This window comes from Bacteroides sp. MSB163 (genome assembly GCF_036416795.1).
GTDB classification, from domain to species: Bacteria; Bacteroidota; Bacteroidia; order Bacteroidales; family Bacteroidaceae; genus Bacteroides; species Bacteroides maternus.
This window is the reverse complement of the sequence record NZ_CP143867.1, coordinates 4,695,809-4,712,797: the sequence shown is the minus strand read 5'-3', so window position 1 is coordinate 4,712,797 and position 16,989 is coordinate 4,695,809. Positions and strand designations below refer to the sequence as shown.

Below are 16,989 nucleotides of genomic sequence, written 5' to 3'. Positions count from 1 at the left end.
TAATCAAAAAACGGAACACACTTCATCCGGTTTTTTATTTCGGAAAAGAAAAAATAGATTTATATTTGTAGTCAATTATGCGCAATTTATTAATTCTGGTATGAAGAAAGGCTTCCACTACGCACTACTTACTGCTGCCATACTTACATTAGCTTCCTGCTCGACCACCAAATATGTGCCGGATGGTTCATACTTGCTGGATGAAGTGCGCATACATACTGGTAATAAAAATGTGAAGCCTTCTAATTTATCCATATATGTACGGCAAAATCCGAACTCCAAATGGTTTAGTCTGATTAAAACCCAGCTGTATGTTTACAACTGGTCGGGACGTGATTCTACCCGCTGGGTGAACAGGGCTTTACGCAGGCTGGGAGATGCCCCCGTTATCTATAGTAAGGAAGAAACCGAACGTTCACGGGAGGAAATGACGAAAGCCGTTCAGAATATGGGGTACATGGGGGCTACCGTAGAGTACATTCCCAAAATCAAGAAGAAAAAGGTAAAACTGGCTTATAAAGTAAACACCGGAGAACCATATATTGTCCGTAGCCTGAAATATGATGTTCAGGATGAAAAAATCTGGGAATATATGCAGAAAGATTCTGCATCGACTTATTTATCCGAAGGTATGTACTTCAATGCCAACATACTGGACAGTGAACGCCAACGGATCACGGGCAACCTGCTTCGCAACGGTTATTATAAATTCAACAAAGATTATATTTCTTATACGGCGGATACGGTACGTGGCACATATCAGGTGGATCTGACCTTGCATCTGGCACGATACAGACAGCATTCCGGTGCTGAATTGCAGAACCATCCACAGTATACGATTAATAAAGTGAATTTCATTGCGGACTATGACGTCCTGCAATCTTCAGCTCTCAGTAGTGTGGAAATCAATGATTCGATACACTATAAAGGGTTTCCCATATATTATAAGGATAAATTGTACCTGCGTCCTAAAGTATTGACTGATAATCTGCGGATAACTCCGGGAGATCTTTACAACGAACAGGATGTGCAGCGCACTTACTCTAACTTCGGACGTCTGCCGGTATTGAAATATACCAATGTACGTTTCTTCGAAACACAGGTAAGTGATAGCGCAAAGCTGAATGCCTATGTTATGCTGACGAAGAACAAACATCAGTCTGTATCTTTCGAACTGGAGGGAACAAACTCTGCGGGTGATTTGGGTGCCGCGGCATCTGTATCTTTTCAGAATCGCAATGTATTTAGAGGTTCCGAAACTTTCTTGGTTAAGCTTCGCGGAGCTTACGAAGCTGTTTCTGGTTTAGGGTATAAGAATGACAACTATACGGAACTTGGTGTGGAAACCAGTATAAACTTTCCCCGTTTCATGTTCCCGTTCATATCCAATGACTTCAAGCGGAGGATAAGGGCAACCACGGAATTCGGGCTGCAATATAATTATCAGATGCGTCCCGAGTTTACACGCATCGTTGCATCCGGTTCATGGAGCTATAAATGGGGCTTGCAGAGACAACGTTCGCAGCATCGTATAGACTTGCTGGATATCAACTATTTGTATATGCCGTGGATAGAACCCGAGTTTAAAAACAATTTCCTGAACGATGAGAAGAACTATCTGCTGGAGTATAACTATAAAGACCGTTTGATTGTCCGTACCGGGTACAGCTATATCTATAACAGCGCAGGACAAGCATTGATGAACAATGCGGTGATTGGTAATTCTTATAGTGTACGTTTCAACTTTGAGTCTGCGGGAAATCTCCTGTATGTGCTTTCTAAAATGAGCAATTTAAAGAAAAACGATCAGGACGAATATACCATCTTGAATATTCCGTATGCACAATATATAAAGGGGGACTTGGACTTTGCCAAAAACATCGTCATTGATAACCGTAACTCCATTGCATTTCATATAGGAGGAGGTATTGCCATTCCTTACGGAAACGCACGGATGATTCCTTTCGAGAAACGTTATTTCTCGGGTGGAGCAAACAGTGTACGCGGATGGTCGGTACGTAGTCTCGGTCCTGGTACTTTCTCCGATGAAAAAGGTAACTTCATGAACCAGTCGGGTGACATCAAGCTGGATGCCAGTATTGAATACCGCACACGTTTATTCTGGAAGTTCAGAGGTGCTTTGTTCGTAGATGCGGGAAATATCTGGACGATTCGCGAATATCAGGATCAGCCGGGGGGTAAATTCAAGTTCGACCAGTTTTATAAGCAAATAGCCGTAGCTTACGGTGTGGGATTACGTCTGGATCTGGATTTCTTTGTACTTCGCTTTGATGGTGGTATGAAGGCTATTAACCCTGAAAAGGGAAAGGATCGTTATCCCATTTTGCATCCTGACTTCGGACGTGACTTTGCTTTCCACTTTGCAGTAGGTTACCCATTCTAAAAAAATCGGGAGGGGTATAAAAGGCAACGGGCGAATGATTGCTCATCCGCCCGCATATTCAAATTCTTTTCTTAATTAGCGTGCAGCGTAATAAGTGTTGATCATCGTTGCCTGACGAGCAGCAGCTACGCCTTGTGCATCCAATGTCACATTCATTGCTTCACCATTCGGCAGATACATTTGTGCAGTACCGTCACCGTTCATTTGCAGCAATTCAGTGCTAACACCTTCTGCAACAACATTCCAAGTGTTCAATTCTTTGTCATAAACCAGCTCCATAGCAGTGGTCTCACCTTCTTTTGTGATAGAGTAACCGTTCTCTAATGTTTTTACGAGATAGTTTCCGTTTTCACCTTTTACTTTCTTCACATCACCCACGTTAGCCATCGGATTGGAACCGCTCCAGAATTCAATGGAGTTGATTACCAACGCATCTGCCAGATAGCAAACAGGATATACGGGGATAATGTTACAAGCCAGATAAACAAGCTCATTAACAAACTTTGTACCGATACTTTGGTTCCAATTTACCAATTTACTGTGCAGGCCGAAAGAACCGATACAAGAACTGAAAAGAAATGCGCCACAAATCATTACGGTTGCAGCCAAATTCAAATTACTCTTTTTCATAATTACTTTCTTTTGTTTTACTGAGTTTATTGATTTAACTCTTTGCTCTTTTTTTTCGGGCAAATATAAGTGCTTTTTGTGAAAAATACACTTAAATAAGAGACAAAAACAAATTTTCAGTTAAACAGCCCTGGTAAAATTAAGGCTTTTTGGGAGTCAAAGCCTTACCCAGCCAGTGGTCTACGGCATACTTTCCGGGACCGATAATATACATCAGTACGTATACCACCAGATATATGAAAGCCAGTTCTTTGACCGCAAACGGATCGTTTCCGTGAATAACAAAGAATGCCATCCCCATTGTAAATATCATCGGCAGCATTGCCAGACGATAAAGGAAACCAATGATAAATGCCATAGAACAAGCCAATTCACCGAATATGGCTAATCCAAGTGAAAGAGGACTGCCCACACCCAGCGGGTCGGGAAATACAGCGGATAACTCCTGATAATTAGACCACTTTTCGATACCGTGATTCATTAATAACACACCAAATATAATTCTCACTATTAATAATATAGCAGACGTTGCTGCTCCATCCGGTTTAGACGGGAATAAAAATTTGTAAAGCATAGTCGTTCGTTTTAAACATTTATATTTAATATAACGAAAAATAAGGTATTATGGTTTATCTCTGCGCAAAGGTTTTATAATTACCCGCAAAGAAGGATCGTATGTAAAGTAACTCCACATCCAGTCTACAAAGATAAACAGACGGTTCTTTACACCGACAATACTCATTAAGTGGATGAATAGCCATGCTGCCCACGCGGGGAAACCACCGAAACGAAGTTTTTTCAGTTCCACCACTGCGTGATTACGTCCTATGGTAGCCATGGAGCCTTTGTTGTGATAAACAAAAGGTTGCATTTCAAGTCCCCGTTCCTTTCTATCCAGATTCTGAATCAGATTACGGGCTTGCTGAATGGCTGGTTGAACTACTTGTGGATGTCCTTTCGGGTATTCCTTGGAAATCATAAGTGCAGTGTCACCGATGGCAAAAATATTGTTATAACCCTGAACACAGTTGTAAAGATCGACAAGAAGACGATTACCGGAACCATAGGCTTCCTCTGCAAGTCCCTCTATGCTGTTGGCGCGTACACCTGCAACCCAAAAGACGTTCATTGTTTCCAGAGTACTGTTATCACTCAGTGTCATCGTTCCATTCTCATAATTCGTAACTTGCACACTGGTTATGATCTCTACATCACGTTTTAATAAGTAATTTGCCACTTCTTCCGAAGATTTTTCAGAGAAAGCGGAGAGCAGACGGGGAGCACCATCCACAAGAATAATGCGCATCAGGTTCATATCAAGATCGGGATAGTCTTGCGGAAGCACAAATTTTTTCATTTCTGCCAATGCACCGGAAAGTTCTATACCCGTAGCACCGCCACCTACGATGACAAATGTCATGAGCCGTTTCCTTGTCTCCAGATTGCTGGTATTCTGTGCTTTTTCAAAGCTTTCCAGAATCTGGTTGCGATTAAACAGAGCTTCTGCAGTGTTCTTCAGGGCCATCGTCCGTTGAGACAGCCCATCATTACCAAAATAGTTGGTACGGCATCCGGTAGAGACAACCAGATAATCGTATGAAAGAGCTCCGATGGAAGTCTCCAGAATATTATCTTCGGGAATTACCCGTTGCGCCTCACAAATACGTATATGGAAATGTTTTCTCTTTTTAAATATCTTGCGGTAAGGAAAAGAAATTGCACTCGGTTCAATACCGGCGGTTGCTACCTGATAGAGTAGGGGTTGGAAAATATGATGATTATTCTTGTCCAATAACACTATCTGGAATTTATCGCTTTTCAATTTGCGTGCCAACTTCAATCCACCGAAGCCACCACCCACAATTACAAGTCGTTTTCGTCCCTCTTTATCGGGAATATCCATTTTTGTTTTCATAATGAAGTTCGTTATTCGTTCTAAAAGGATAACGTTAAAACGGGAATAAAGTTCTGAAATTCTTATTTCTTCCCCCTTTTTTCTTAATGGAAGAAGTTTGAACAAAACACTTCACAAAATTGTTGTTATATGGTTAAAATAAAACTAAATTTGCCGACGTAGTTTTCTACAGGTATAATCATGGACGCTAAACTAATGAAATGGGTATTACCGGTGCTGTTATTGATAATAGCCACCGATATATGGGCACAAGGTCCCACAGGAACAGATGTTTCAGTCGAATCTTTTGTGTCTGTAACTGATACTTTACCACAAAAGAAAAGTTTCTTCAAGAAATTCCTGGACTATTTTAATGATGCCAACAAAGCGAAAAAAAACAAGAAGTTTGACTTCAGCGTTATCGGAGGGCCTCATTATTCCAGTGACACCAAGCTCGGTATCGGCCTGGTAGCCGCCGGATTATATCGTACAGACCTGAATGACACCATCCTTCCGCCATCTAATGTATCTTTATACGGTGATGTATCTACGGTAGGTTTCTATTTGTTGGGTGTACGTGGAAATCATCTCTTTCCACAAGACAAATACCGTCTGAATTATAATCTTTATTTCTATTCGTTCCCCAGCCTGTATTGGGGAAAAGGATATGAAAACGGTTCTAATGACGATAATGAAAGTGATTACGACCGCTTCCAGGCACAAGTAAAGGTAGACTTCATGACTCGTGTAGCGCGCAACTTCTATATCGGTCCGATGGCTGTCTTTGATTATGTCTACGGCCACGATTTTGAAAAGTCCGAACTGTGGAAAGGAATGAAAGCACGGACTACCAATATAAGCCTCGGATTCTCATTACTCTATGATTCACGGGATTTCCTCACAAATGCCTATAGCGGTTATTACCTGAGAATAGACCAACGATTCAGCCCCGCATTCCTCGGTAACAAATATGCTTTCAGCAGCACAGAGCTGACTACCAGCTATTATCATCCTGTATGGAAAGGGGGAGTATTGGCTGGGCAATTCCATACGTTGCTGAATTACGGTGATCCGCCTTGGGGATTGATGGCAACATTGGGGAGTTCTTATTCCATGCGTGGCTATTACGAAGGGCGTTACCGTGATAAATGTGCCATGGATGCGCAGATAGAGCTTCGTCAGCACGTCTGGAGGCGAAATGGCATAGCTATATGGGCAGGAGCGGGAACCGTGTTTCCTAAATTCTCCAGTTTCGAAGTTAAACATATCCTCCCTAATTATGGTTTTGGTTATCGGTGGGAGTTCAAAAAGAGAGTAAACGTAAGGTTAGATTTAGGGTTTGGAAAAGGCCAGACCGGATTTATATTCAACATCAATGAAGCTTTTTAAAAACATAAAGAAATGGTTGGAAAATCAGGAGCATTTGTTCTATCTGTTCCTGCTGATCCTGATAGTACCCAATATCATCCTCTGTTTTACAGAGCCGATGCCTGTGGTGGCAAAAGTATGCAATGTACTGTTGCCATTTGCTTTCTATTATCTATTGATGACTTTGTCGAGAAACTGTGGAAAGATGTTCTGGATACTTTTCTTATTCATCTTCTTCGGAGCTTTCCAGATAGTACTGCTTTATCTCTTCGGACAGTCCATTATTGCTGTGGATATGTTCCTGAACCTGGTAACCACTAATTCGAGTGAAGCTATGGAGTTGCTGGATAATCTTGTTCCGGCATTAGTGAGTGTGATTATCCTTTATATACCGGCATTGATTCTGGCTGCAATCTCCATTATAAAGAAGCGGAAATTATCTCCGCAATTTATCCGTCGGGAACGGAAAAAGGCATGGTTTGCCTTACTCATCGGCTTTATCTCATTGGGTGCCGCTTATGGACTGGATAAACGTTACGAGCTGAAGTCGGATTTGTATCCGGCTAACGTGTGTTACAATGTAGCACTCGCATTCCAGCGTAATGCCCAAACAAGGATGTATCACCGCACATCAGAGAACTTTACTTTTAACGCTCGACCTTCCCATTCGGAAGACAGGCGCGAAATTTATATTATGGTAGTGGGCGAGACATCCCGCGCCCTGAACTGGAGTCTTTACGACTATGATCGGGATACGAACCCTGAACTTTCTAAAATAGAAGGAGTGACCTCTTTTTGCCATGTTTTGACGGAATCGAATACTACGCACAAGAGTGTACCAATGTTGCTTTCTCCTGTTTCTGCACAGAATTTCGATTCCATTTATTATCGGAAAAGTATCATTACCGCTTTCAAAGAAGCTGGTTTTCAGACAGCTTTTTTCTCAAACCAGCGATATAACCATTCTTTCATCGACTTTTTCGGAATGGAAGCGGATACTTATGATTTTATCAAGGAAGATTCCCAGGATTCACAATATAACCCTTCAGATGACGACCTGTTAATGTTGGTAGAAAAAGAACTTGAGAAAGGAAATCGGAAACAGTTCATTGTATTGCATACCTATGGATCCCACTTCAATTACCGGGAACGTTATCCGGAAACTGCCGCTTTCTTCTTACCGGATTTCCCCGTAGATGCAGAAGTGAAATACAAAGATAACCTGATGAATGCCTACGACAATTCCATTCGGTATACGGATAATTTCCTGGCACGTATCATCCACCTATTGGAGGAGCAGCAAGTAGATGCCAGTATGCTTTACACGTCAGATCACGGGGAAGATATCTTCGACGACAACCGACACCTGTTTCTTCATGCATCCCCCGTCCCGTCCTACTATCAGCTACATGTGCCTTTCCTGCTGTGGATATCGGACAGTTATAGGGAAGAGTATCCCGGCATAGAGAAAGCTGCTTCGATGAACCGACAGAAAAATATATCTTCCAGCATTTCTTTCTTCCAGACCATGATGGAACTAGCCGGAATAGAAACTCCGTATCGCAATGACAGTCTATCTGTCACCAGCCCTCTCTATACAGAGAAATCGAGGGTTTATCTGAACGATCATAATGAACCGCATCCATTAGATGATATAGGGATGAGAAAAGACGACTTCAATATGTTGCGGAAAAAGGGAATTGGCTGTATATAAGTAAATGCTCTATTTTGTCCTTTTATGTTCTTTTTTTCTTTACTTTGCCCAATGCAACAGCTTGAAAAAAGAGTTTAAAATGCTTTGGGAATCTAAATTTATTATTACTTTTGCATTGTTATCGTAAGGTAACTGATTCATTTAGACACATGGAAAGTGTTTAGCTTTGTTCTCAGAGATAAAATCTGGTAAATTTTTCGCAGGAGAATAAGCTGTGCTCTTCACGTCATTGTTATATGCAATTCAAGTATATAGACAAAGGCGTGGGCTGTTGCTTATTTTACTGCACGGGTTTACCAGAGCCTATCTCTTAAGATAAGTAAATTGTCCACGCTTTCTTTATATACTAAATATATAACAATATGAAAAAACACACCCGACAAACCCAATTGCTTTGTGCCTTTTTTCTTCTTGGTACAATCCTGTTTTCCTGCCATCACTCTGCACGAAAAACACTCTCTTCCGAAGAACGTGCAACCATCGACAGCATTATTAAGGCCAACCGTTCAATCGATTCATTGACCGCATGGCTTGAACGTTACGCAAAAGCCGAAAATATTCCCGGTATGATACTTGTCCGTAAAGAACTCGGCAGACGCTATCGCGACAATTCGCGTTTCAACGAGGCCATAGAAGTTCATCAGAAAGGCCTCCAGCTTGCGTTGCAAATAGGAGACACGCTCGAAGCGGTACAGGCACTGAATAATATAGGTACAAGTTACCGCCGGATGGGTATTCTGGACGAAGCATCCACGTATCATTACCGGGCATTGCTTCTTTGCGAACAATATGGAGACAAAAGCAGCTTCACCGCCAAAAAGAACCGAGTTGTCTCCCTGAACGGCATCGGCAACATACATCTGACACTGGACAACCGCGAAGCCGCCGACAGTGTGTTCCGTGTTGCTTTGGCGGGAGAACACGAACTGAACAGCGACTTGGGACAAGCCATTAACTACGCTAATCTAGGTGCTATATTCGAAGCACGTGGCATGAAAGATTCTGCACTGGTTTATTATCAGCATTCCATGAAATACAACCGTGCAGCCAAGTCCACATTAGGTATCTCCCTTTGCCATAATCACTTCGGACGACTTTTTGAGCAGGAAGGCAAGTGGGAAGATGCTTTGCGTGAATATCGTAATGCATATAACCTGATGATTGAAAGCAGCGACAGTTGGCATCGGCTGGAGTCCTGCCTGGCATTGGCAAGGGTAAATGTTGCCAAAGGGGATATAACACTCGCAAGGACTTATCTGGAGCGTGCCAAGAAAACCGCCGAAGAGATGAGTTCGTGGGAACATCTGAGCGAAGTCTACCGACTGAGCTACCTGTGTTACGAAAAGCAAGGCAACTGCCGCCGTGCACTCGATTGCTACATAAAGAGTCGCGCCTTTGCCGACAGCGTGCGGAATGAGGATAATCTGAACCATGTGCAGAACCTTCGCGTCAATTATGAAAAAGAGAAAAACTTTCGCGAACTTTCGTTGGTGCGAGAGGGCTACCGGATGGAACAACGCACCAAGAACCTCTTTCTCACAGGCAGCTTCATTATCTTGTTCATTACGGTGGTAGCCATTGGATTCCTGTGGTATGCCTTGCGTATGAAGTCGCGCAACCAACGGATGCTTCGCCGCATGGAAAAGGTACGAAGCAACTTCTTTACAAATGTCACCCATGAGTTCCGTACTCCACTGACGGTCATACTGGGGCTTTCGGAGCAACTGCAAAAGGGAGGTATCTCTTCTGACGAAGAAACCGGCACCGCACTGACCACCATTATCCGGCAGGGACGCAACCTGCTGGGACTGGTAAACCAATTGCTGGAAGTATCCAAAGTTAGGTCTGAGGTCGGCGAACCGGACTGGCGTTCGGGAGATGTTGTTTCCTACGTTCGCATGATTATGGAGAACTATCAGGCGTATGCCCGGCAGCGTCAGGTAGACTTGCACTTCATGCCTTCGGAGACCGTGATTGAGATGGATTTCGTACCCGAATATTTCAGCAAAATAACGCGTAATTTATTATCCAACTCCCTCAAGTTTACACAGAAAGGCGGCCGGGTAACTGTAAAGATGGAAAAGAAAAGCGACCATCTTGTAATCTGTGTAGCCGATACCGGTTGCGGTATCAGCCCGGAAGACCTGCCACACATCTTCAAGACTTTCTACCAGGGCGAGAACAGCCGCGCAGACATCGGTACAGGTATCGGACTGGCATTGGTACGACAAATAACAGAATGTATGGACGGCACCATCCGGGCCGAAAGCAACGAAGGAAAAGGAACCGAAATAACCGTGACATTACCCTTGAAGCATGGAGACTCCCTTTGGGAGGAATGGCTGCCCGGAAAGAAGACGGACGGCAATATGACTCCTCTCATTTCTATGAAAGAAGACGTGGAATTACTCGAAACCATGCCTACAGCCGGAGATGCGGCACTGCCTTCCATCCTGATAGTGGAGGACAATGCAGACATTTCTTATTACATCAGCGGATTGCTGAAAGACAACTACCGCCTGCTCTATGCCCGTGACGGAGAGGAAGGATTGGAAAAAGCCAAAGAATATGTGCCCGACCTGATAATCACTGACCTTATGATGCCCGAAAAGAATGGTTATCAATTGTGCCGTGACATACGCGATTCGGAAATCCTGAACCATATCCCCATCATTATCATTACTGCCAAATGTGGAGCGGGCGACCGCGTACAAGGACTGGATGTAGGGGCGGATGCCTATCTGGAAAAGCCTTTCAATGCCGATGAACTGAATGTTCGCATTGTCCGCTTGTTGGAACAGCGTCGCATGTTGCGTGAAAAGTATTCCAATGCCCTGCATGAAGGCAAGGGGCAGACAGTGGAACTAAGTTCTGCCGACAAGAACTTCCTGACTCGTCTGAATGACGTCATTTATTCGATGATGGGCAACCATGACCTAAACTCGGAGATGGTGGCTGATAAGATGTGCATGAGTCTTTCGCAACTGAACCGTAAAGTGAAGGCCATCACAGGGTTCAACAGTTCCGGATACATCCTACAGATGCGCTTGGACAAAGCCAAACGCCTGCTTACATCCACAGATACTCCGATTGGAGACATTGCATTGAAATGCGGTTTCCCGGAAATATCCTATTTCTCCCGTATCTTTAAGCAGACATTCCAGATGACACCGTCGCAGTATCGCAAGAAGCTGTGAACGGAATAATATAATAATACATTGTTTATCAATATATTGCATTTACCGACAATTCACCACAGGATGTAAAAGCATTTACCGCAGGATGTAACGACCTTTACCACCTATTGTAACGACCTTTACCTCGGCATGTAACGGTCTTTACTTCGGCATGTAAATGGAGTTACGACGTGGGGTAAAGAAAGTAACCACAAAAGGAAACGGCAAACATGATATATTATATTCTCTTGATCTTCCTGAAAAAAAGGAAAAAAGGAGTAATTATTAAAGTTTAATTCTGATATTCCAGATATCTTTTTAGTAGAACGGCATCAAATTTCAAACTGATACCGTTCCTTTTTATTAATTGTACGAAAGGACTTTTTACACTTTTTATCTCTATCAATCAATACTTTAACTTCTTCTTATGCGCACATAAGTCAAATTCCTGCAAGTAAAAATGCGCATATAGTATAAATCTATGCGCATATAGTGCAAACGCCCAATCCTATAAGAATCTACTTTTGCCTTCAGCAATGATTTACGTTTCACCTAATCATTTTCAAGGAGTATGGATGAAGATAAGAAAAAGAAACCGATGCTTTCATACGAACAAGTGGTTGAGATAATCGATGAATGCGTATCACGTGATGAAACGGACGGTAGAGATGAAAGAATAGTGCGGGTAGAGAAAGCTGCAGAAGAGCTGGAAGCTGAATGCAGGAAGAAAGTACTACGCAGTGAAAAGAAGAAAAGAAGATGCTCCTTAAAATGGTTTTGCATGAAATTATTCAGATGCACAGAGAAATAGCATATTAATCTTACATAAAAAAGAGTGACTTATGAAAAGAGTGGTATTTATCTTAATCACATTGTTGTTCGTAGCAGGAACAACGGATGTACAGGCGCAATGGCTGAAAAAGCTGGGGCAAAAGGCAATAGACCGAGCCGAGGATCGGGCAAAGAAGAAAGTGGAAAAGAAAGTGGATGATACCGTAGACAAGACGGTGGATAATGCTTTTGAAGGAGCGGAGGACGCGGTGAAGGGAGAAGACAAAAAAGTGAAAAAGGGTGATATTGGTGATAATGCCAATATCGATGGACAAGAAGTAACACAGGATGAAGGGAAGCAACAGAAGAAATCTGCCCAAATCAGTTGGAACAAGTTCGACTTCGTAGCGGGTGATGAGATTATCTTTGAAGATAATCAGGCTAATGAACAACTTGGGGAATTTCCAAGCCAATGGGATGTACTTTCAGGGGGGGCAGAAATAGCAAGTATTGATGGTGTGAAATGTATAGAAATGACATCAGCGGGGCAAATTGTTCCTCTAATGGAAAAACCTAAGGGATACTTGCCCGACAACTTTACCATAGAGTTCGATATTTATATGCGTGACCATGCTATGGCTATTGAAGCTTATCCTACGCAAAAGCATTGGATAAATGCCGATTGGTATTTTCGACTATTGAACGAAAAGGGCAATAAATGTTTTGATACAGAAATATGCCCTTACTATGGACATACAAGTAAAAGTGAAAGAGTAGGAAAGGAATCTATCAGATATTTTTGGTCGGTTGGTGGAGAAAACCGATCAGGAAATGCACAGGAAGTTGCATGGGAAACCGAAGCGTGGCATCACATTTCTATTTCATTCAACAAACGTGCAATGAAGATGTATTTTGACCAAACGCGCTTGTTTAATATTCCTAATATGGATAAGCCTACATGGTTTGTTGTGGGAGCCGACTGCACTGAGCAAGGACTTTATTTCATCAAGAATGTCCGCATCGCCAAAGGCGCCGTCCCCCTCTATGACCGCATGATGACCGACGGCAAATTCATCACCTACGGTATCACCTTTGATGTAGGCAAATCAACCATTAAGCCCGAATCAATGGGGGAGATAAACCGTATTGTAAAACTGATGACTGACAATCCCGACTTGAAATTCTCAGTAGAGGGACATACAGATAGTACCGGAAATGCTGCTTCCAACCAAACCCTAAGTGAAGCCCGAAGCAAAGCAATTGTCGATAAGCTGGTAGAACTGGGCATATCTGCCGACCGTCTCGTCAGTGCAGGCAAGGGACAAGATTCCCCCATTGCCGATAATGGCACCGATGAAGGCCGTGCCAAGAACAGACGAGTGGAGTTTGTCAAGCAATGAGAACAGAGTAGAATCTATTCTAAAAAAGAATAGGTGAAACCACACCTGAAGATACCTGTGAAGGTAAAACACTCTTTTTCTAAGAGGGAAGCGTCACTTTGGACATGTTTTACTTGAATTAACTGAATAAAAGACGTTTCCCTCTTTTTTTAAGAAGGAAATACAGGGATAAATAATAAAAAGCGGAACCGAAAAGCTATATGAGTAGGATAAACTTTAATTAATTAATAATTATGAAAACAAGATTAATGAAACGAATGGCAATGGTAGTAATTATGGCATTATCAACCGCATTCCTCTTTGCACAAGAGAAAGGTGAAATGGGTGCCGGTGTAAACTTGTCTTATGGAACAAAAAGCGGTCTCAGCAACTTCGGTATCGGAGCCAAGTTCCAGTACAACATTATCGATAATCTGCGTATTGAACCAAGCGCTACTTACTTTCTTAAAAAAGATCTTGTAAGTATGTGGGACATTAATGCGAATGTGCACTACCTTTTTGGGATAAGCGACAGTTTCCGCCTTTATCCGTTGGCAGGTGTGTGCTTACTGGGTACTTCTGTTGATTATTTGGGAGTAAGTGCATCAGCTTCAGACTTTGGATTTAACCTTGGAGGCGGCGGTGAATATCTGTTAACAGAAAAATTCGCGCTAAACTTAGAAATCAAGTATCAGATTGTTTCCGGGTGGAATCGCCCGGTATTCTCATTAGGCGCAGCCTATAAGTTTTAAAACCATTTACAAACTCTTTAATGCATAAAAACCTATGAAAACTTTATTAATGAAATGGAATTTCCTCGTTGTACTCTTTATGATGTGCAGTGTTCCGCTATTGGTGGGATGCGGGGATGATGACGATGATCCGGATGATGTAACAACAACCTTTACCGGTTGGGACAGTAGTGGAAACACCGCTAAATTTGGTTACACATGGCAATACGGAAAATGGAAAGCCAGTGTTGTGGTGAATCTGACTTTCAATGGTAGCGGAGACGATGCTATATGCACTAAATGTGTGATAGAAGAAACATGGCCGGTTGTAGAAGCTGCAGAAGCTGCGGAAAGTGAATATAAAACTTCAGGAGAAGTGACCAACGTAAAACGTAATGGTAAGAAAGTTACTTATGAGACAGATGACTATAATGGACTTAAACGCGGAGACATTAAACGGGCATTGGAAATGGCTCATCCTAAATGAAAAGGTAACTAAATAGAAATCGAAGAGTTGCCGCCACCGCCCCGCAGCACGTCGCGGCAACTCTTCCTTTCTGCCCTACCAATCCATCACAACCTTTAAAACCCTTGCATTATGAAAACAAAATTCTGGTATTTACTATTGATGGCTTTCTTGTCAATCTCTATGGCCACTATGACGGGCTGTAGCGACGACGATAAAGACCTTCCGGATGAAGCCGAGGTTCCGGTAGTTCCCGATAAGCCTGATGAACCTGACGATCCCAAACCGCCGGTTATTACCGTAACGGTGACCATGAAAGATGCCGATGTGGAAGGTTCAGTGACCGATACGGAAGGCAATCCATTGTCGGGCGTAAACATCTCCAGTGGCGAGACGCAAACCGTGACCAATGACATGGGCCTGTTCACCTTCGAACGCATAGCCAGTGCCAACGGACGTTTCCGCTTTACTTTCGAGAAAAACGGATATTTCACCGTTACCCGTTCCGGACTATTTCAGGACAAACTCTCCCTACAAATAGTGATGCAAAGCAAGAATGACGGAGCAACCAATACAACTTCCACTACTTTCACTCCGACAGAAGAAAACACCCTGAAAGCTGACGGAATGGAAGTAGCCATACCCGCTTCATCTCTTGTCACCGCCGACGGAAAAGACTATTCGGGAACCGTAAAGGCAGACATGCTCTACCTCTCACCGGATAATGAGAACTTCACTACCATGATGCCCGGAGGCGACATGGCAGCCGTGCGCATGGACGAGAGCAACGCCACACTGATATCCTACGGTATGGTAGAGGTCAGTCTGAGCGATGCAAGCGGAAACTCCCTGCAACTGAAGGAGGGAAGCAAGTCCGAAATGACATTTCCCATCCCCGAAAGTATGAAGAATAACCCGCCACCCACCATCCCGCTGTGGTACTTCAACGAAGAAGCCGGCGTGTGGGTAGAAGAGGGGACAGCCACGCTGAAAGGCGATGTATACGTAGGCAGCGTAAGCCACTTCTCCTGGCACAACCTCGATGTACCCGAAGACCGGGTAACCATCAAAGGCCGGGTGACCGACTGCCAGAATCGCCCCATTCCGCGCACACTGGTGACTGTGGATCAGACCAGCGCCCTGACGAACAGCGACGGCAGCTATTGGGTATATGTTCCCGCCAACACTCCGGTGACTGTCACTGTAAAGAGTGAGGATTACAATTTCTATTCTCCGGAAGTCAGTGTTTCCGTTCCGGGACAACCCGGTGCTTCAACCGTCGAGAACGTCAATCTCGAACTGCCCTGCATACCCGTAATCAGCGGACAAATCACCAACTCTTGTTCCGAACTGGTGGGAGCATACGTCTGGGTGGAATACACCTTAAACGGCAAAGACGTGAAGACACCCCCCATATGGACCACCGCCGACGGTAAGTTCGAACTACGCATCCCCGGCAACTCCGGCAAGGCCACGCTTTGGGTTCAGACAGCTACGGGAGACAGGATGAGCCGTGAATTCGAGCTGACCGGCTCCGACCTGGTAATCACCGGACTGGAAATCTGCGAGGAATTTGATGACAGTTCACTCACAATCACCATGGAAGGAGGCGGATCAATAGTGGTTCCTTGGGTATCCGAAAAGGCAATAGGAATGGTTGTGGACAAGGAATTGCTGATTACCTGTGCTGATTTCTTCATGGCCGACATCCCGGAATTTTCAGGCTCGGGCGAGTACACAGGAATGGCGGCTTACTATTCGCTCAATGCTGTGGGGAACTTTGAATTTGCCAACTTCATCATTGCAACCTCTGACAAAGGCGGCTACGATGTAACCATCACCGGTACGGGACAAATATATGCCGGAACCGGACTTAGTAATGCCAGTATCACCGGCAAAGTGTATCTACCCAATGTCCTTACCGTATCGGAAGCAGAGAACGTAACCCAATGGAGCGATGTAGGGCTCAGTGCCGCCATGCCACAGATGCCACTGCCGATAGACAAGATGCTGAAGCTCAACTTCGAGGGCACCAATGCCCTTGCTGTGGTACTGGGTTATAGGGAAAAGACCGAGACAGACTATAACGCAGTCAAGACCCTGTTGGCAGGCGCCGGCTTCGAGCCTGTGACACCCGAAGCCACTGACGGAAGCACCGGTGTAAAAGAGATAGCCTACCGGAAAGATGACAATTATGCCGTCATTGTTTACTATCCGCAGGGAGACACTGACTCTGACATGGAAGACTGCAAACTGGTAGTTTTTCTGTGCGAAGGATACAGCAAGCTACAAGGATTTCTGGGAGGTTTGGTAAGTCCGTCCGGCACCCGGACGATGGTAGCCAAAGTTCCTTCACTAAAGTTGTTGAGGAGGAGATAAGACTTTCTCCAACCGAATGAGGTTCTTACATCATAGAATGTGAATGAAGTGGTAAACTTGTGATTTTACACTTGTGA

12 protein-coding genes are annotated in these 16,989 nt (G+C 43.8%); 9 read left to right on the top strand and 3 right to left on the bottom strand.

The features are described from left to right. The first annotated feature begins 100 nt into the window (after nt 1–100). Nucleotides 101–2,404 (top strand): translocation and assembly module lipoprotein TamL, encoded by a 2,304-nt coding sequence (tamL, locus tag VYM24_RS18085; protein ID WP_330940566.1) that lies wholly within the window; start codon nt 101–103, stop codon nt 2,402–2,404. 75 nt (nt 2,405–2,479) lie between these two features. On the opposite strand, the gene VYM24_RS18080 is transcribed toward tamL, so the two are convergent. The 3 genes from VYM24_RS18080 to VYM24_RS18070 all read right to left on the bottom strand — a co-directional run bounded on the left by VYM24_RS18080 (nt 2,480) and on the right by VYM24_RS18070 (nt 4,949). Then, nucleotides 2,480–3,034, bottom strand: a complete 555-nt coding sequence (locus VYM24_RS18080) for a DUF3332 domain-containing protein (RefSeq protein WP_007218478.1) — start codon at nt 3,032–3,034, stop codon at nt 2,480–2,482. Nucleotides 3,035–3,173: 139 nt separating this feature from the next. Then, a complete protein-coding gene (locus VYM24_RS18075) occupies nt 3,174–3,608 on the bottom strand; it encodes a DoxX family protein (protein WP_330940565.1) in 435 nt (144 codons plus the stop codon). Between the two features lie 48 nt (nt 3,609–3,656). Further along, entirely contained in the window at nt 3,657–4,949 is a 1,293-nt protein-coding gene (locus tag VYM24_RS18070; protein ID WP_291549168.1) for an NAD(P)/FAD-dependent oxidoreductase, read from the bottom strand. 180 nt (nt 4,950–5,129) lie between these two features. Here VYM24_RS18070 and VYM24_RS18065 point away from each other — a divergent pair, with 180 nt between their 5' ends. The 8 genes from VYM24_RS18065 to VYM24_RS18030 all read left to right on the top strand — a co-directional run bounded on the left by VYM24_RS18065 (nt 5,130) and on the right by VYM24_RS18030 (nt 16,912). Next, complete coding sequence (locus VYM24_RS18065; RefSeq protein ID WP_291549167.1) at nt 5,130–6,317, top strand: BamA/TamA family outer membrane protein; 1,188 nt, start codon at nt 5,130–5,132, stop codon at nt 6,315–6,317. Then, nucleotides 6,304–8,010 (top strand): phosphoethanolamine transferase family protein, encoded by a 1,707-nt coding sequence (locus VYM24_RS18060; RefSeq protein ID WP_330940564.1) that lies wholly within the window; start codon nt 6,304–6,306, stop codon nt 8,008–8,010. Before VYM24_RS18065 ends, VYM24_RS18060 begins: the two co-directional genes overlap by 14 nt. Nucleotides 8,011–8,372: 362 nt before the next feature. Then, entirely contained in the window at nt 8,373–11,207 is a 2,835-nt protein-coding gene (locus tag VYM24_RS18055) for an ATP-binding protein (RefSeq protein ID WP_330940563.1), read from the top strand. A 550-nt stretch (nt 11,208–11,757) separates the two neighbouring features. Then, nucleotides 11,758–11,997, top strand: a complete 240-nt coding sequence (locus tag VYM24_RS18050) for a hypothetical protein (RefSeq protein WP_330940562.1) — start codon at nt 11,758–11,760, stop codon at nt 11,995–11,997. Between the two features lie 31 nt (nt 11,998–12,028). Beyond that, nucleotides 12,029–13,357 (top strand): OmpA family protein, encoded by a 1,329-nt coding sequence (locus tag VYM24_RS18045; protein WP_330940561.1) that lies wholly within the window; start codon nt 12,029–12,031, stop codon nt 13,355–13,357. Nucleotides 13,358–13,590: 233 nt separating this feature from the next. Beyond that, nucleotides 13,591–14,088 carry a porin family protein gene (locus VYM24_RS18040; protein ID WP_330940560.1) on the top strand — a complete coding sequence of 166 codons (498 nt, stop codon included), beginning with the start codon at nt 13,591–13,593 and terminating at the stop codon, nt 14,086–14,088. 34 nt (nt 14,089–14,122) lie between these two features. After that, nucleotides 14,123–14,554, top strand: a complete 432-nt coding sequence (locus VYM24_RS18035) for a hypothetical protein (RefSeq protein WP_291549155.1) — start codon at nt 14,123–14,125, stop codon at nt 14,552–14,554. 111 nt (nt 14,555–14,665) lie between these two features. Continuing rightward, on the top strand, nt 14,666–16,912 hold the full coding sequence (locus VYM24_RS18030; RefSeq protein WP_330940559.1) for a carboxypeptidase-like regulatory domain-containing protein: 2,247 nt from the start codon (nt 14,666–14,668) through the stop codon (nt 16,910–16,912). The last annotated feature ends 77 nt before the right edge of the window (nt 16,913–16,989 follow it).